Origin of the sequence: Mycobacterium sp. IS-1590 (genome assembly GCF_001500025.1) — a bacterium.
Taxonomy (GTDB): Bacteria; Actinomycetota; Actinomycetes; order Mycobacteriales; family Mycobacteriaceae; genus Mycobacterium.
In genome coordinates this window covers 1-15,648 of record NZ_LQIW01000015.1, presented here as the reverse complement: position 1 = coordinate 15,648, position 15,648 = coordinate 1, and the positions used below count along the sequence as shown (strand labels likewise).

At 68.8% G+C, this 15,648-nt stretch carries 12 protein-coding genes; 10 read left to right on the top strand and 2 right to left on the bottom strand.

Annotated features, from left to right (window positions below):
* Positions 1-13 precede the first annotated feature (13 nt).
* The 7 genes from carB to metK all read left to right on the top strand — a co-directional run bounded on the left by carB (position 14) and on the right by metK (position 8,518).
* Positions 14-3,361 carry a carbamoyl-phosphate synthase large subunit gene (gene carB / locus AU197_RS12520; RefSeq protein ID WP_064403028.1) on the top strand — a complete coding sequence of 1,116 codons (3,348 nt, stop codon included), beginning with the start codon at positions 14-16 and terminating at the stop codon, positions 3,359-3,361.
* On the top strand, positions 3,358-4,176 hold the full coding sequence (gene pyrF / locus AU197_RS12515) for an orotidine-5'-phosphate decarboxylase (RefSeq protein WP_064403027.1): 819 nt from the start codon (positions 3,358-3,360) through the stop codon (positions 4,174-4,176). Before carB ends, pyrF begins: the two co-directional genes overlap by 4 nt.
* A 430-nt stretch (positions 4,177-4,606) precedes the next feature.
* Positions 4,607-4,924 (top strand): integration host factor, actinobacterial type, encoded by a 318-nt coding sequence (gene mihF / locus AU197_RS12510; RefSeq protein ID WP_003889986.1) that lies wholly within the window; start codon positions 4,607-4,609, stop codon positions 4,922-4,924.
* A gap of 10 nt (positions 4,925-4,934) precedes the next feature.
* Positions 4,935-5,510, top strand: coding sequence for a guanylate kinase (gene gmk / locus AU197_RS12505; protein ID WP_064403026.1), 576 nt, complete (start codon positions 4,935-4,937; stop codon positions 5,508-5,510).
* Between the two features lie 73 nt (positions 5,511-5,583).
* Positions 5,584-5,901: a DNA-directed RNA polymerase subunit omega gene (gene rpoZ, locus AU197_RS12500; protein ID WP_064403025.1), complete on the top strand. Its 318-nt coding sequence runs from the start codon at positions 5,584-5,586 to the stop codon at positions 5,899-5,901.
* Positions 5,902-5,932: 31 nt separating this feature from the next.
* Positions 5,933-7,183: a bifunctional phosphopantothenoylcysteine decarboxylase/phosphopantothenate--cysteine ligase CoaBC gene (gene coaBC, locus AU197_RS12495; RefSeq protein WP_064403024.1), complete on the top strand. Its 1,251-nt coding sequence runs from the start codon at positions 5,933-5,935 to the stop codon at positions 7,181-7,183.
* 126 nt (positions 7,184-7,309) lie between these two features.
* On the top strand, positions 7,310-8,518 hold the full coding sequence (gene metK / locus AU197_RS12490) for a methionine adenosyltransferase (protein ID WP_064403023.1): 1,209 nt from the start codon (positions 7,310-7,312) through the stop codon (positions 8,516-8,518).
* A gap of 85 nt (positions 8,519-8,603) precedes the next feature.
* On the opposite strand, the gene AU197_RS12485 is transcribed toward metK, so the two are convergent.
* Both AU197_RS12485 and AU197_RS12480 read right to left on the bottom strand, forming a co-directional pair.
* Positions 8,604-10,085 carry a flavin-containing monooxygenase gene (locus AU197_RS12485; protein WP_197415529.1) on the bottom strand — a complete coding sequence of 494 codons (1,482 nt, stop codon included), beginning with the start codon at positions 10,083-10,085 and terminating at the stop codon, positions 8,604-8,606.
* Between the two features lie 28 nt (positions 10,086-10,113).
* Positions 10,114-11,103 (bottom strand): alpha/beta hydrolase, encoded by a 990-nt coding sequence (locus AU197_RS12480; protein ID WP_064403022.1) that lies wholly within the window; start codon positions 11,101-11,103, stop codon positions 10,114-10,116.
* Between AU197_RS12480 and AU197_RS12475 the strand changes: the two genes are divergently transcribed.
* The 3 genes from AU197_RS12475 to AU197_RS12465 form a co-directional block, all read left to right on the top strand.
* Complete coding sequence (locus tag AU197_RS12475) at positions 11,102-11,824, top strand: lysoplasmalogenase (RefSeq protein ID WP_064403021.1); 723 nt, start codon at positions 11,102-11,104, stop codon at positions 11,822-11,824. The genes AU197_RS12480 and AU197_RS12475 overlap by 2 nt on opposite strands.
* A gap of 77 nt (positions 11,825-11,901) precedes the next feature.
* Positions 11,902-13,848, top strand: coding sequence for a primosomal protein N' (locus AU197_RS12470; protein ID WP_197415530.1), 1,947 nt, complete (start codon positions 11,902-11,904; stop codon positions 13,846-13,848).
* A gap of 37 nt (positions 13,849-13,885) precedes the next feature.
* On the top strand, positions 13,886-15,648 hold a 1,763-nt coding region (locus AU197_RS12465), incomplete at its 3' end, for a DUF2207 domain-containing protein (RefSeq protein WP_064403019.1).

The window sequence follows — 15,648 nt, the reverse complement described above, 5'->3', positions numbered from 1 at the left end:
GGGGGCGCGGTAAATGCCTAAGCGCAGCGACCTCAACCACATCCTGGTGATCGGCTCCGGGCCGATCGTCATCGGTCAGGCGGCCGAGTTCGACTACTCCGGCACCCAGGCGTGCCGGGTGTTGCGCGCCGAGGGGCTGCAGGTCAGCCTGATCAACTCGAACCCGGCGACGATCATGACCGACCCCGAGTACGCCGACCACACCTACGTGGAGCCCATCACACCGGAGTTCGTCGAGCGGGTGATCGTGCAGCAGGCCGAGCGCGGCAACAAGATCGACGGCCTGCTCGCCACGCTGGGCGGTCAGACGGCGCTGAACACCGCGGTCGCGCTGTCGGAGTCGGGGGCGCTGGCCAAGCACGGCGTGGAGCTGATCGGCGCGGACTTCGAGGCCATCCAGCGCGGCGAGGATCGGCAGCGGTTCAAGGACATCGTCGCCAAGGTCGGCGGTGAATCCGCGCGCTCGCGAGTCTGTTTCACGATGGACGAGGTCCGCGAGACGGTGGAGGAGCTCGGCCTGCCGGTCGTGGTGCGCCCGTCCTTCACGATGGGCGGGCTCGGCTCGGGCATGGCGTACTCCGCCGAGGACGTCGACCGGATGGCCGGCGACGGGCTCGCGGCCTCCCCGAGCGCGAACGTGCTCATCGAGGAGTCGATCTTCGGCTGGAAGGAGTACGAACTCGAGTTGATGCGCGACGGCCGCGACAACGTGGTCGTCGTCTGCTCGATCGAGAACTTCGACCCGATGGGTGTGCACACCGGCGACTCGGTCACCGTCGCGCCGGCGATGACGCTCACCGACCGCGAGTATCAGACCATGCGCGATCTGGGCATCGCGATCCTGCGCGAGGTCGGCGTCGACACCGGAGGCTGCAACATCCAGTTCGCCGTCAACCCCGCCGACGGGCGGCTGATCGTGATCGAGATGAACCCGCGGGTGTCGCGCTCGAGTGCGTTGGCCTCCAAGGCAACCGGGTTCCCGATCGCCAAGATCGCCGCGAAGCTGGCCATCGGTTACACGCTCGACGAGATCGTCAACGACATCACCAAGGAGACCCCGGCCTGTTTCGAGCCGACGCTCGACTACGTCGTCGTCAAGGCACCGCGTTTCGCGTTCGAGAAGTTCCCCGGTGCCGACGGCACGCTGACCACCACCATGAAGTCGGTCGGTGAGGCGATGTCGTTGGGGCGCAACTTCATCGAGGCGCTCGGCAAGGTGATGCGCTCGCTGGAGTCCGGGCGCGCGGGGTTCTGGACCAAGCCCGACCCCGACGAGGACACCGTCACCGTCGACGAGTTGCTGGAGCGGCTGAGCACACCCTCGGACGGACGCTTGTACGACCTGGAGCTGGTGCTGCGCAAGGGTGCGACCGTCGAACAGGTGTCGAAAGCCTCCGGAGTCGACCCGTGGTTCGTCGAGCAGATCGCCGGGCTGGTCGCGCTGCGCGCCGAGATCGTCGACGCGCCGGTGCTCGACGCCGACCTGTTGCGACGCGCCAAGTACCACGGGCTGTCGGACCGCCAGATCGCCGCGCTGCGACCCGAACTCGCCGGTGAGGTCGGCGTGCGGGCGCTGCGCCAGCGGCTCGGCATTCACCCGGTGTTCAAGACCGTCGACACGTGTGCCGCCGAGTTCGAGGCCAAGACGCCGTACCACTACAGCAGCTACGAGCTCGACCCTGCCGCCGAGACCGAGGTGGCGCCGCAGACCGAGCGGCCCAAGGTGCTGATCCTCGGTTCGGGCCCCAACCGCATCGGGCAGGGCATCGAGTTCGACTACAGCTGTGTGCACGCCGCGACGACGTTGAGTCAGGCCGGCTTCGAGACGGTCATGGTGAACTGCAATCCCGAGACCGTGTCCACCGACTACGACACCGCCGACCGGCTCTACTTCGAGCCACTCACCTTCGAGGACGTGCTCGAGGTGTACTACGCCGAATCCGTCTCCGGTGCAGGCGGTCCGGGTGTCGTCGGCGTCATCGTGCAGCTCGGCGGCCAGACGCCGCTCGGACTGGCCGAACGCCTGCAGAACGCGGGCGTGCCGATCGTCGGGACCAGCCCCAAGGCCATCGACCTGGCCGAGGACCGCGGCGCGTTCGGCGAAGTGCTGACCAACGCGGGCCTCCCGGCGCCGCGGTTCGGTCTGGCCACCAGCTTCGAGCAGGCGCGGCGCATCGCCGCCGAGATCGGTTATCCCGTGCTGGTTCGGCCGTCCTACGTTCTCGGCGGCCGCGGCATGGAGATCGTCTACGACGACGAGACGCTGCAGGGCTACATCACCAGGGCCACCGAACTCTCGCCCGAGCATCCGGTGCTGGTGGACCGGTTCCTCGAGGACGCCATCGAGATCGACGTCGACGCGCTGTGCGACGGGTCCGAGGTCTACATCGGCGGCATCATGGAGCACATCGAGGAGGCCGGCATCCACTCCGGTGACTCCGCGTGTGCGCTGCCGCCGGTGACGTTGGGCCGCAGCGACATCGAGGCCGTGCGGCGGGCCACCGAGGCGATCGCCCACGGCATCGGTGTGGTGGGCCTGCTCAACGTGCAGTACGCGCTCAAGGACGATGTGCTCTACGTGCTGGAGGCCAACCCCCGCGCCAGCCGCACTGTGCCGTTCGTCTCCAAGGCCACCGCGGTGCCGCTGGCCAAAGCGTGTGCTCGGATCATGCTGGGCGCGACGATCGCCGAACTGCGCGAGGAAGGCGTGCTGGCGCGCACCGGGGACGGCGCGAGCACCGCCCGCAACGCTCCCGTCGCGGTCAAGGAGGCGGTCCTGCCGTTCAATCGGTTCCGCAAACACGATGGCACGCAGATCGACTCGCTGCTGGGCCCGGAGATGAAGTCGACGGGCGAGGTGATGGGCATCGACCACGACTTCGGAAGCGCCTTCGCCAAGAGTCAGACCGCCGCCTACGGGTCGCTGCCGCTGGAGGGCACGGTGTTCGTTTCGGTGGCTAACCGCGACAAGCGGTCGCTGGTGTTCCCGGTCAAACGGCTCGCCGATCTTGGGTTCCGGGTTCTGGCCACCGAGGGCACCGCGGAGATGTTGCGGCGCAACGGAATTCCGTGTGAAGAGGTGCGCAAGCACTTCCAGGAGCCCAGTGAGGACAGGCCCGCCTCGTCCGCCGTCGACCTCATCAAGGCCGGGGAGGTCGACATGGTGATCAACACCCCGTACGGCAACTCCGGTCCTCGCGTCGACGGATACGAGATCCGCTCGGCGGCGGTGGCGAACAGCATTCCGTGTGTGACGACGGTGCAGGGCGCCTCGGCGGCGGTGCAGGGCATCGAGGCCGGGATCCGCGGGGACATCGGCGTGATGTCGCTGCAGGAGCTGCACAGCGTGCTGGGGCCGTGACGGGTTTCGGCCTGCGGCTGGCCGATGCGGTGGCCCGGCGTGGACCGCTGTGTCTGGGCATCGATGCGCACCCCGAGCTGCTGCGTGCGTGGGGACTGGACGCCGACGCCGACGGGTTACGTCGGTTCTGCGACGTGTGCGTCACCGCGTTCGCCGACTTCGCCGTCGTCAAACCGCAGGTCGCGTTCTTCGAGGCGTACGGCGCCGCCGGCTTCACTGTGCTCGAACACACCATCGCCGCGCTCCGCGAGGCGGGCGTCCTGGTGCTTGCCGACGCCAAACGCGGCGACATCGGCTCCACGATGGCCGCATACGCCAACGCGTGGGCGGGCGATGGGCCGCTGGCAGCCGACGCCGTGACCGCATCGCCTTATCTGGGCTTCGGCTCGCTGCAGCCGCTCATCGGGACGGCGATGGCCAACGACCGCGGTGTGTTCGTGCTCGCGGCCACCTCGAACCCCGAGGGCGCGTCGGTGCAGCGCGCCGATGTCGGCGGCCGCACCGTCGCGCAGTCGATCGTCGACGCCGCCGCGGCGGTCAACCGCACCGAGTCCGCGCTGATCGGCCCGATCGGCGTGGTGGTCGGCGCCACCCTGGCCCAACCGCCCGACGTCAGCGCGCTCGCGGGACCGGTCCTGGTCCCGGGTGTCGGCGCCCAGGGTGGGCGTCCGGAGGCGTTGAGCGGGCTGGGAGGGGCCCAACCGGGCCAGTTGCTGCCCGCGGTCTCCCGGGAGGTGTTGCGCTCCGGCCCCGACGTGGGCGCGCTGCGCTCCGCGGCCGAGAAGATGCGCGACGCGGTCGCCTACCTGGCCTGACACACCTGCGCGCCAGATCACACGGACAACGCCAGTCTCAGCTGTCACAGAAGTCACAAACTGGCTGCTCGCGACACGCCCGAAAGCGGATGACCAGCGAAAATTTTCTTTTTCCACGGCGCAGGCCCGGCGAAGTGTGGCGCAGGTCACGCGCTGAGCGGGCGATCAGCGCACCGGCGTGATCCGAATTGCCTTGATATGCAGGCGGTTCCGGTGGCGGAAAACAAGATTTTGCGGCTCCTGGCCGCGAAACGCCGCAAACGGGTGTCGCGCGTGACCGCCCGACACGCTGGGCTTTTGACGCCGTAACCAGGGGGTGGGGTTCGCTTTCGTCAGCCCGCGTGGGTACGGTCGTCGTCGCTGGCTGTTTGAGGGTTTTCCCCTATCAGCCGAGGCAGTGGAAATTGATGGTGATGAGACGGAGGAACCCGTGGCCCTTCCCCAGTTGACCGACGAACAGCGCGCGGCCGCGTTGGAGAAGGCTGCCGCCGCACGTCGAGCCCGAGCCGAATTGAAGGATCGGCTCAAGCGCGGCGGCACCAACCTCAAGCAGGTGCTCAAGGATGCCGAGACCGACGAGGTCTTGGGCAAGATGAAGGTTTCGGCGCTTCTCGAGGCGTTGCCCAAGGTCGGCAAGGTCAAGGCGCAGGAGATCATGACCGAACTCGAGATCGCCCCGACCCGCCGGCTGCGTGGCCTCGGCGATCGTCAGCGCAAGGCGCTGCTGGAAAAGTTCGACCAGTCCTAGGCGCATAGGTTTGAGCGCCGGCCGAGGGGCCGGCCGGGTAGTCGTGCTGTCCGGCCCCTCTGCCGTCGGGAAGTCGACCGTCGTTCGCTGTCTGCGTGAACGCGTTCCCGACCTGCACTTCAGCGTGTCCGTCACCACCAGGGCCCCGCGCCCCGGCGAAGTCGACGGCGTTGATTACTCCTTCGTGACTCCTGCCGAATTCGATCAGCTCATCGCCGACGGGGCCCTGCTCGAATGGGCGGAGATCCACGGTGGGCTGCACCGTTCCGGTACACCCGCCCGGCCGGTCCGCGAGGCGATCGCCGCGGACAGGCCCGTACTCATCGAGGTGGATCTGGCGGGCGCGCGGGCCGTCAAGACCGCGATGCCCGAGGCCCTGACCGTCTTCCTGGCCCCTCCGAGCTGGGAGGAGCTGAAGAACCGGCTGACCGGGCGCGGCACCGAGACCCCCGAGGCGATCGAGCGTCGGCTGGCCACCGCCCGAGCCGAACTCGCCGCGCAGGACGACTTCGACACCGTGGTCGTGAACAGTCAATTGGAGTCAGCCTGCGCCGAATTGGTATCCTTGCTGGTGGGCCACCGATGAGTACGCGCCGGAGACGGCGCCGCAGGCCCGACAGCTATCTCGCATTCAGCTAAAACCGCCAGGAGAATTTTTCGTGAGCACCCCGCACGCCGACACGCAGCTGGCAGCTGTGGACGACTTCGACAGGTCCGCCGCCAGTGCCTACGACACGCCGTTGGGCATCACCAACCCGCCCATCGACGAGCTGCTGGATCGCGCGTCGAGCAAGTATGCGCTGGTGATCTATGCCGCCAAGCGCGCCCGCCAGATCAACGACTACTACAACCAGCTCGGCGACGGCATCCTCGAGTACGTCGGCCCGTTGGTCGAGCCGGGCCTGCAGGAGAAGCCGCTGTCGATCGCGTTGCGCGAGATCCACGCGGACCTGCTCGAGCACACCGAAGGCGAGTAGCAACACCGCGAGGCGTAGGGGAGCGGCCGCCATGGAGCCCAAGCGGATCATCGTCGGCGTCGCCGGTGGTATCGCCGCCTACAAGGCGGCCACCGTGGTCAGACAGCTCACCGAGGCCGGACACGATGTCCGCGTCGTCCCCACCGAGTCCGCCCTGCGGTTCGTCGGTGCCGCCACCTTCGAGGCCCTCTCGGGTCATTCCGTGCACACCGGCGTCTGGGACGACGTCCACGAGGTGCCGCACGTCCGCTTCGGTCAGGAAGCCGATCTCGTCGTCGTCGCGCCCGCTACCGCGGATCTCCTGGCGCGTGCGGTCGCGGGCCGCGCGGACGACCTGCTGACCGCGACGCTGCTGACGGCCCGCTGCCCGGTGCTGTTCGCCCCGGCCATGCACACCGAGATGTGGTTTCACCCGGCGACCGTGGAGAACGTCGCCACGCTGCGTCGGCGCGGCGCCGTTGTCCTCGAACCCGCATCGGGCCGGTTGACCGGAGCCGACAGCGGCGCTGGCCGTCTGCCCGAAGCCGAGGAGATCAGCACGCTGGCCCAACTCCTGCTGACCCGACCCGACGCGCTGCCCTACGACCTGGCCGGCGTCAAAGTCCTGGTCTCCGCGGGCGGGACTCGCGAGCCGATCGATCCGGTGCGGTTCATCGGCAATCGCAGCTCAGGCAAGCAGGGGTATGCGATGGCCCGGGTGATGGCCCAGCGCGGCGCCGACGTCACGTTGATCGCCGGCAACACCGCCGGCCTGATCGACCCGGCAGGCGTCGACGTCGTGCACATCGGCTCGGCCGCCCAACTCAAGGACGCCGTATCCAAGCACGCACCGGACGCGCACGTGCTGGTGATGGCCGCCGCGGTGGCCGATTTCCGGCCCACGCAGATGGAGACCAGCAAGATCAAGAAGTCCGCCGATCCGGACGCCGCCGCGCCGGTCATCGAACTGACCCGCACCGAGGACGTGCTGGCGGGTGCCGTGCGGGCCCGGGCCGACGGACAGCTGCCGAATATGCGGGCCATCGTGGGGTTCGCTGCCGAGACCGGCGACGCGAACGGCGATGTGCTTCACCACGCTCGCGCGAAGCTGCAGCGCAAGGGATGCGATTTGCTCGTCGTCAACGCGGTGGGCGAGAATCGGGCGTTCGAAGTGGACAACAACGACGGATGGCTGCTCGCGGCCGACGGCACGGAGTCCGCGCTGGAGCACGGTTCGAAAACGCTGATGGCCAGCCGTATCGTGGACGCGATCGTGGCCTTCCTGCACAGCGGCAGCGGGTAGCGCGGATCACGCATCCGGCTGCGTGAAATGCTTGCGCGCAAGGCAAGCACAGGCTTGGGTGCAACAGGGCACACCTATAACTTGATGTACTAACTATCTCGACATGAGAGCGGAAGGATCCACACTGTGAGTCAAGCTCGGCTGTTCACCAGTGAGTCGGTCACCGAGGGCCATCCCGACAAGATCTGCGACGCGATCAGCGACTCGGTGCTCGACGCTTTGCTCGCGGGTGATCCCAAGTCGCGGGTCGCCGTGGAGACACTGGTCACCACGGGGCAGGTGCATGTCGTCGGTGAGGTGACGACGGCGGCCAAGGAGGCTTTCGCCGATATCGCCACCACGGTGCGCGAACGCATCCTCGAGATCGGCTACGACTCATCGGAGAAGGGCTTCGACGGTGAGACCTGCGGCGTCAACATCGGCATCGGCCGGCAGTCGCCGGACATTGCCCAGGGCGTCGACACCGCGCACGAGACCCGCGTCGAGGGCGCCGGCGACCCGCTGGACCTGCAGGGCGCGGGCGACCAGGGCCTGATGTTCGGCTATGCGATCAAGGACACGCCCGAGCTGATGCCGCTGCCGATCGCGCTCGCGCACCGGCTGTCACGCCGGCTGACCGAGGTCCGCAAGAGCGGCGTGCTCGACTACCTGCGCCCCGACGGCAAGACCCAGGTCACGGTGCAGTACGACGGCACCATCCCGGTGCGCCTCGACACGGTCGTGCTGTCGACGCAGCACGCGGCGGGTATTGACCTCGAGGGGACGCTGACGCCGGACATCCGCGAGAAGGTCGTCAACACCGTGCTGGCCGACCTGAACCACGACTCGATGGACACCTCCGACTTCCGCCTGCTGGTGAACCCGACGGGCAAGTTCGTGCTCGGCGGCCCCATGGGTGACGCGGGGCTGACGGGCCGCAAGATCATCGTCGACACCTACGGCGGCTGGGCCCGTCACGGCGGCGGTGCGTTCTCGGGCAAGGATCCGTCCAAGGTGGACCGCTCGGCGGCCTACGCGATGCGCTGGGTGGCGAAGAACGTCGTCGCAGCGGGTCTGGCCGAGCGCGTCGAGGTCCAGGTGGCCTACGCGATCGGCAAGGCCGCGCCGGTGGGTCTGTTCGTCGAGACCTTCGGCAGCGAGTCGGTCGATCCGGGCCGCATCGAGAAGGCGATCACCTCGGTGTTCGACCTGCGCCCAGGCGCGATCGTGCGCGATCTCGACCTGCTGCGCCCGATCTATGCGCAGACCGCCGCGTACGGCCACTTCGGCCGCACCGACGTCGAGCTGCCCTGGGAGCAGCTGAACAAGGTCGACGAGCTCAAGGCTTCCGTCTGACGACGATCGCTGCCGTCGAGACTGCGCTTTCTGATCGATTTCGGGCAAATTCCGTCAGAAACCGTAGTCTCGGCGCCGATCTCACTCAGGGGCTGAACGCGTAATCCCGTAGCGGGAAGCGGCGGCTGCGCCAGTACGCCTCCAGCGTCGTGGTCGGGCGCAGCGGGGCGTCGCCGTTCTTGTCGAAGTAGTAGCTGTTGGCCCGCTGGCAGCTCTCCTGCCAGAAGATCTGGCGGTGGCGCTTGCGCATCATCTCGTCGAAGTAGCGGTCGTTGGCTTCCTGCGTCACCTCCACGCGGCGGGCCCCCTTCCGCCGGGCGTGCTTGAGGCAGCGGACGATGTGATGCGTCTGCGTCTCGATGAGCGCGAAGTACGACGATCCGACGTAACCGTACGGCCCGAACACGGTGAAGAAGTTCGGGAAACCCGGCACGCTCACACCCTCGTAGGCCTGCAGGCGGTTCTCCTGCCAGTGCTGGCTCCACGACCGACCGCGCGAACCGGTGACCGGATAGGTCGGCATGTCCTCGGCGTCCATCACCTTGAAACCGGTGGCGAGGATCAGCACGTCCACATCGCGGGTCGCGCCGTCGACGGTGGCCACACCCGAACCGGTGATCTTGTCGATCGGCTCGGTCACCAACTCGACGTTGTCCCGGTTGTACGTCGACAGGTAGGTGTTGTGGAAGCCGGGCCGCTTACACCCGACGGCGTAGCGCGGCGTGAGCTTGTCGCGGACCTCCGGGTCGCCGACCTCCTTGCGCAGATACGCCTTGCCGACCTTCGACATGTTCTTCGCCATCGGGTTGATGGTGAAGTACTGCGCGGGCAGCGTGAAGGTGAGCTCGACATACGCCTGGCTCAGCAGACGCTGCACCACATGGCCGCCGGGCAGCCGCATCATCCGCCGCGCCGTCGACGACAGCGGCACGTCGAATTTCGGGAAACACCAGATCGGGGTGCGCTGAAAGACGGTGAGCTGCTTGACGATCGGAGCGATCTCCGGAATCACCTGCACCGCGGAGGCACCGGTGCCGATGACCGCGACGCGCTTGCCCGCGAGGTCCTGCGAGTGGTCCCAGCGCGCGGTGTGCATGGTCACTCCGGCGAACGAGTCGACCCCGTCGATGTCGGGCAGTTTCGGCGTGATCAGCACCCCACACGCATTGATCAGGAACCGCGCCGTGACGACGTCGCCGGAGTCGAGTTCGATTCGCCACAGGCTCTGCCCGTCGTCGAAGACCGCGCCGAGCACCTTGGTGTTGAACCGGATCTTGGGACGCAGGCGGTACTTGTCGACGCAGTGCTCGGCGTAGGCGCGCAGTTCGTGCCCGGGTGCGTAGGTGCGGGTCCATTCGGGACTCTGCTCGAAGGAGAACTGGTAGGAGAACGACGGAATATCAACGGCGATACCGGGATACGTGTTCCAGTACCACGTCCCGCCGGGGCCGTCGCCGGCTTCGATGATCAGATAGTCGCCGAGACCGGCCTTGTCGAGGCTGATCCCGGCGCCGATACCGGAGAAGCCGGCACCGACGATGATGGTGTCGTGATCGGGCACTGTCATAGGGCCTCCCGTGTCGCTCACATCTCGCTCACGGTACCCCGTCGTTCAGCCGTTGCGATACCGGATGCAACGCGGTGCGCAGGGCCCGCAACCCCCGTTCGGTGGCCTCTGTCGCGGCGGGCACCACCCCGGCATAACCGAGGTAGCCGTGCACCAGGGTTGCGGCGTTGTGCAGTTCGACGGGAACCCCGGCGTCCGAAAGCAACTCCGCGTAGCGGGCGCCGTCGTCACGCAACGGGTCATGACCCGCGACGGCGATGTAGGCGGGCGGCAGGCCGGTCAGGTCCGCGGCACGTGCGGGCGCCAGCGTCGCGGGCATGTCCGACAAATCCAGGTCGCCGACGTACCACCGCGAAAAGCCGCCCACCGCATCAAGATTCAGGATCGGTGCGTCGGCGTTCTCGGCGAACGACGGCAACGAGGTGTCCCACGTCGTCGCCGGATACCACAGCAGCTGAAAGCGAATCTCCGGGCCGCCCGCGTCGCGCGCCAGCTGTGCCACCACCGCGGCCAGATTGCCGCCCGCCGAGTCGCCGGCGACCGCGAGCCGGCTTGCGTCCACGCCCAGTTCGTGCGCACTCGCGGCGACCCACTGCGTCACCGCCCACACATCGTCGACGGCGGCGGGGTAGGGGTGTTCGGGCGCCAGCCGGTAGTCGACGGAGATCACCACGGCCTCGGCGTCGGCCGCGTGACGGCGCGCCGTGCCGTCGTAGCTGTCGAGGTCGCCGACGGACCAGCCGCCGCCGTGGAAGAACACCACCACGGGGGCGAGCGCATCGGTCACCGTCGGCGGCCGGTACACCCGGACCGGGATCGGCCCACCGGGCCCGTCGACCGTGCGGTCCTGGGCGCGCACCTCGGGGAGGATTTCGACCCGCGGAAGCGCGTTGAACCGGTCACGCGCGGCCCGTGCGCCGCCGTCGGTTGTCAACTGGAACGGAACCGCCTGCAGTACCTTCAGCAGAATGGCGTCGATGGGTTCCGGGCTGGCCGGCCCTACCTCAGGGACTGACATGGGGACACCGTACGTTCACCGGCGGACCCGATTTCTGTGGGTGGCCGCCGCGGTCGTGGCGGCCTGCTACGGGGGATTTTTGATCGCCACCGCGGTCCGGCTGCCCGCCGGTGCCGAGCTCACCGGTCAGTTCGCGTTGCAGCCCGCGGTCAAGGCCGCTGCTGCGGTGCTGCTCGCCGCGGCCGCATTGACACATCCGGTCGCGCGGGAACGACGCTGGTTGGTGGTTGCGCTGTTGTTCTCGGCGGCGGGCGACTTCCTGTTGGCGCTGCCGTGGTGGGAGCCGTCGTTCGTGCTCGGGCTGGCCGCCTTCCTCGTCGCCCATCTGTGCTTCCTGGGTGCGCTGTGGCCGTTGGTCGCCCGCTCCGGTCCGAGGCTGGCCGCCGCGGCGGTGACGGTCGCGGCCTGCCTGGCCCTGCTGGTGTGGTTCTGGCCGACGCTCATCGCCGAGGGCATGGCTGTTCCGGTGACGCTCTACATCGCGGTGCTCGGCGCGATGGTGTGTGCCGCGCTCATGGCCCGGCTGCCCACGCCGTGGACCGCCCTGGGCGCCGTGTGTTTCGCGGTGTCGGACGCGATGATCGGGATCGGCAAGTTCGTGCTGGGCACCGAAGCCCTGGCGGTGCCGATCTGGTGGGTGTATGCGACCTCGCTGTTGCTCATCACCGCCGGCTTCTTCTTCGGCAGGACGTCGGTGCCCTCTGCTACCAATCCTGCGTGACGGGACCCGAGAGCCCGGCCCGCCCGGGCGCCACCAGACAACCTGCCGAGCACGAGCCGGTCGCGCGTGTGCTGCCGATGCTGACCGTTCCGCACCTCGACCGCGAGTTCGACTACCTCGTCGCGGCCGAGCAGTCCGACGACGCGCAACCCGGCGTCCGGGTCCGGGTGCGGTTTCACGGCCGCCTGGTCGACGCGTTCATCCTGGAGAGGCGGTCCGACACCGACCACGTCGGCAAGCTCGGCTGGCTCGACCGGGTGGTTTCGCCCGAGCCGGTGCTGACACCCGAGATCCGTCGACTGGCCGACGCCGTCGCGGCCCGCTACGCCGGCACCCGCGCCGACGTCCTGCGGCTGGCGGTCCCGCCGCGGCACGCCCGGGTCGAGAAACAGGACCCACCGCAGCCCACGTCAGCCGAGCCATGTGCCGTCGACACCACGGCCTGGAACGCCTACGGCCGCGGTGAACAGTTCCTCGCGGCCGTGGCGGGCGGACGCGCCGCCCGCGCGGTCTGGCAGGCGCTGCCCACAGAAGCGTGGCCGAAGCGGCTGGCCGAGGCCGCGGCGGTGATGGTGAACGCGGGCCGCGGTGTGCTGGTGATCGTGCCGGATCAGCGCGACATCGATGCGGTGCACGCCGCCGCGCTCGGCCTCCTCGACGAGGACGTGGTGGTGGCGTTGTCGGCGGGACTCGGCCCCGCGCAACGCTATCGGCGTTGGTTGTCGGTGCTGCGCGGTAGCGCCCGGCTCGTCATCGGCACCCGCAGCGCGGTGTTCGCACCCGTCGCCGACCTCGGTCTGGTGATGGTGTGGGACGACGGCGACGACACGCTCGCCGAACCCCGTGCGCCGTACCCGCATGCGCGCGAGGTGGCGATGCTGCGGGCACATCAGCTGCGCTGCGCCGCGCTGATCGGCGGATTCGCCAGGACCCCGGAGGCTCAGGCGCTGGTGCGCAGCGGCTGGGCGCACGACCTGGTGGCGCTGCGGCCGGCGGTGCGGGCGGCCGCACCGCGCGTCGTCGCCCTCGACGACAGCGGTTTCGAACAGGAACGCGACCCGGTCGCGCGGTCGGCCCGACTTCCGTCGATGGCGCTGCAGGCCGCGCGCAAGGCGCTGCAGTCCGGCGCGCCGGTGCTGGTGCAGGTGCCGCGCCGCGGATACGTGCCCGCGCTCGCGTGCGCGCGCTGCCGGACCATCGCCCGGTGCCGCAACTGCACCGGGCCCTTGTCGCTACCCGACCGCGACGCCGCGGGCGCGGAGTGCCGGTGGTGCGGGCGCGCCCACCCCTCGTTGCGCTGCGTGCGGTGTGGCTCGGATGCGGTGCGCGCGGTCGTCGTCGGGGCCCGACGCACCGCAGAGGAACTCGGCAAGGCGTTTCCGGGCACGACGGTCATCACATCCGGCGGTGACGCCATGGTCGCAGAGGTGCCGCCGCAGCCGGCGGTCGTCGTCGCCACGCCCGGTGCCGAACCGGTGGCGGCGGGCGGCTACGGCGCCGCGCTGATGCTGGACAGCTGGGCGCTGCTCGGCCGGCAGGATCTGCGGGCGGCCGAGGACACCCTGCGCCGGTGGATGGCCGCGGGCGCGCTGGTCCGTAGCCGCGGCGATGGCGGGGTGATCGCGGTGGTGGCCGAGTCCGCGATACCCACCGTGCAGGCGCTGATCCGTTGGGACCCCGTCGGTCACGCCGATGCCGAGCTCAACGCGCGCGCTGAAGTCGGCCTGCCGCCCGCTGTGCACATGGCCGCGGTGGACGGGCCGCCCGAGGCGGTGCACGCGTTGCTCGACACCGCCGATACACCCGAGGGCACCGAACAACTCGGCCCGGTCGATCTGCCGATCGGCGCGCGCCGGCCGCCGGGACTGGCCCCCGACACGACGGTGATCCGGATGCTGCTGCGGGTTCCGCGCGACACCGGGCTGGCCCTGTCCTCGGCCCTGCGCCGGGCCACCGCGGTGCTCAGCGCACGTCACGACCAACAGCCGGTTCGCGTCCAAATCGATCCTTTGCACATAGGGTGAACCGGAAACCTGGCGTCGCAGGCAACAGGAGGTTCGCATGCGCCGGCTGTTCGCGTGGTCGATCACGTTGCTGGTGCTGGCATTTGCGGTGCTCTGGCCCGTGGTGTTCAGCGGTGGCGGTGGTTCGGAGGCCGCCCCCGCCGACGACCCCGTCGTCATCACCGACTACGACGTGAACCTCGTCGTCGACGAGGACGGGCGACTCGAGGCCGTGGAGACCATCACGGCGGATTTTCCCACCAGCAGGCACGGCATCTTCCGGTACTGGGACGTCACCAATCCCAACAGCCCTCACGTACGTCAGGTGCCGCAGATCGAATCGATCCTTCTCGACGGCGATCCGGCGCCCTACGAGATGCTGTGGGAAAGCGGTGAACGGTTCCGGGTAGCCAAGATCGGCGATCCCGACAGCTACCTGAGCTACGGCGAGCACGTCTACGAGATCCGCTACTCCATCGACGGTGTCCTCGATCCCGGAGACACCGGCGCCGACCGCAGATTCGCCACATCGTCCGGCGAGCCTGCCGCAACCGGGTCGGTGTTCTTCTGGAACGTGATCGCACCGGCCTGGAACAACCGGATCCAGCGCGCCGACATCTCGATCCGGCTGCCCGGAGACGTTCCCCGCGTGCAATGTTCGGTCGGGTACGGCGTCGGCGGGCCTTGCCTGAACCTGACGACGACGGGGAACCGGGTGACCTTCGCGGCGCGGAACCTTCCGCCGCGCACGCCGGTGACGGTGCGCGCGAGTGTCGACGTCCCGACCCCGCCGCGCACCGAACTGCCATGGACTCACGACTGGGACCGCGTGCTGGGACGGTCGCTGACCGGAGTGCTGTGGGTCGCGGCGCTGACCTTGGCGGCCGGTGTGGCCGGGCTGCTGTGGTACCGCAGCACGGTCGAACCGTCGCCGGGTTTCCCGCTGCAGTACGCGCCGCCGGAGGGGCTCGGCCCCGTGCAGACCGAGTTCATCCGGACCGAGGCGGTGCCCAAACAAGCCCTGACCGCGACGCTGTTCTACCTCGCCGAGCGGAACCTGATCGAACTGCGCCAGGTCAGCGAGCAGCATTGGCGGATCCGCGGCATCGCCGAGCACAGGGCCTGGGTCGACGTGGACCCGGTCAGTGTGACGGTCGGTTCGGTGCTGAAGGTCTTGCATCCCGGCGGGGAGTTCGAAGCGAAGAAGACCGTGAAGTCGGGGCAGAAGCTCAACAAAGCCAAGACCGATCTGACCAAGGCCGTTCAGAACTGGGCCTTCGACAACAAGCTTCTCGTCAAACGGCGCAAGGAACTCTGGCTGCGCACTGCGAACGCGATCGCGTTCGTGCTCATGCTGTGCGCCGTTTTCCGCTGGCTGTTCCCGACCACGATGTGGGCGTTGCCGTTCGCGGCGTTCTTCCTGCTGTCGATCGGCTCGTGGGCAGCGGGCGTGGGCACCAGGCGTACCGAGGCAGGTCGCGAACTCTGGTCGCGCGCAGGAGGTTTCCATCGCATGCTGACCACCGATTCGGCCGAGGCGCGTTTCGACTTCGGCGCCCGAAAAGACCTCTACTCGGCGTACGTTCCGTACGCGGTCGCCGCGGGTGCTGCGGCCCTGTGGGCCAAGAAGTATGAGACGACGATGGGAACGGCTGCGCCACAACCGGATTGGTACAACTCGACTACGTACGGGGGGGTGGGACTGGTCGGCGGCTCCAGCGGGGCGGATTTCGACAGCTTCGAGTCCGCGTTGGCGTCGTCGATCGGCGCGTACACCGCATCTCAGTCGTCCAGCCGGGGCGGCGGGACCGGACGCGGCGG

Coding starts and splice junctions, on each gene's coding strand:
- carB (WP_064403028.1), top strand. CDS start 14: ATGCCTAAGCGCAGCGACCTCAACCACATCCTGGTGATCGGCTCCGGG.
- coaBC (WP_064403024.1), top strand. CDS start 5,933: ATGGAGCCCAAGCGGATCATCGTCGGCGTCGCCGGTGGTATCGCCGCC.
- AU197_RS12485 (WP_197415529.1), bottom strand. CDS start 10,085: ATGACAGTGCCCGATCACGACACCATCATCGTCGGTGCCGGCTTCTCC.
- AU197_RS12475 (WP_064403021.1), top strand. CDS start 11,102: ATGGGGACACCGTACGTTCACCGGCGGACCCGATTTCTGTGGGTGGCC.
- AU197_RS12480 (WP_064403022.1), bottom strand. CDS start 11,103: ATGTCAGTCCCTGAGGTAGGGCCGGCCAGCCCGGAACCCATCGACGCC.
- AU197_RS12470 (WP_197415530.1), top strand. CDS start 11,902: ATGCTGACCGTTCCGCACCTCGACCGCGAGTTCGACTACCTCGTCGCG.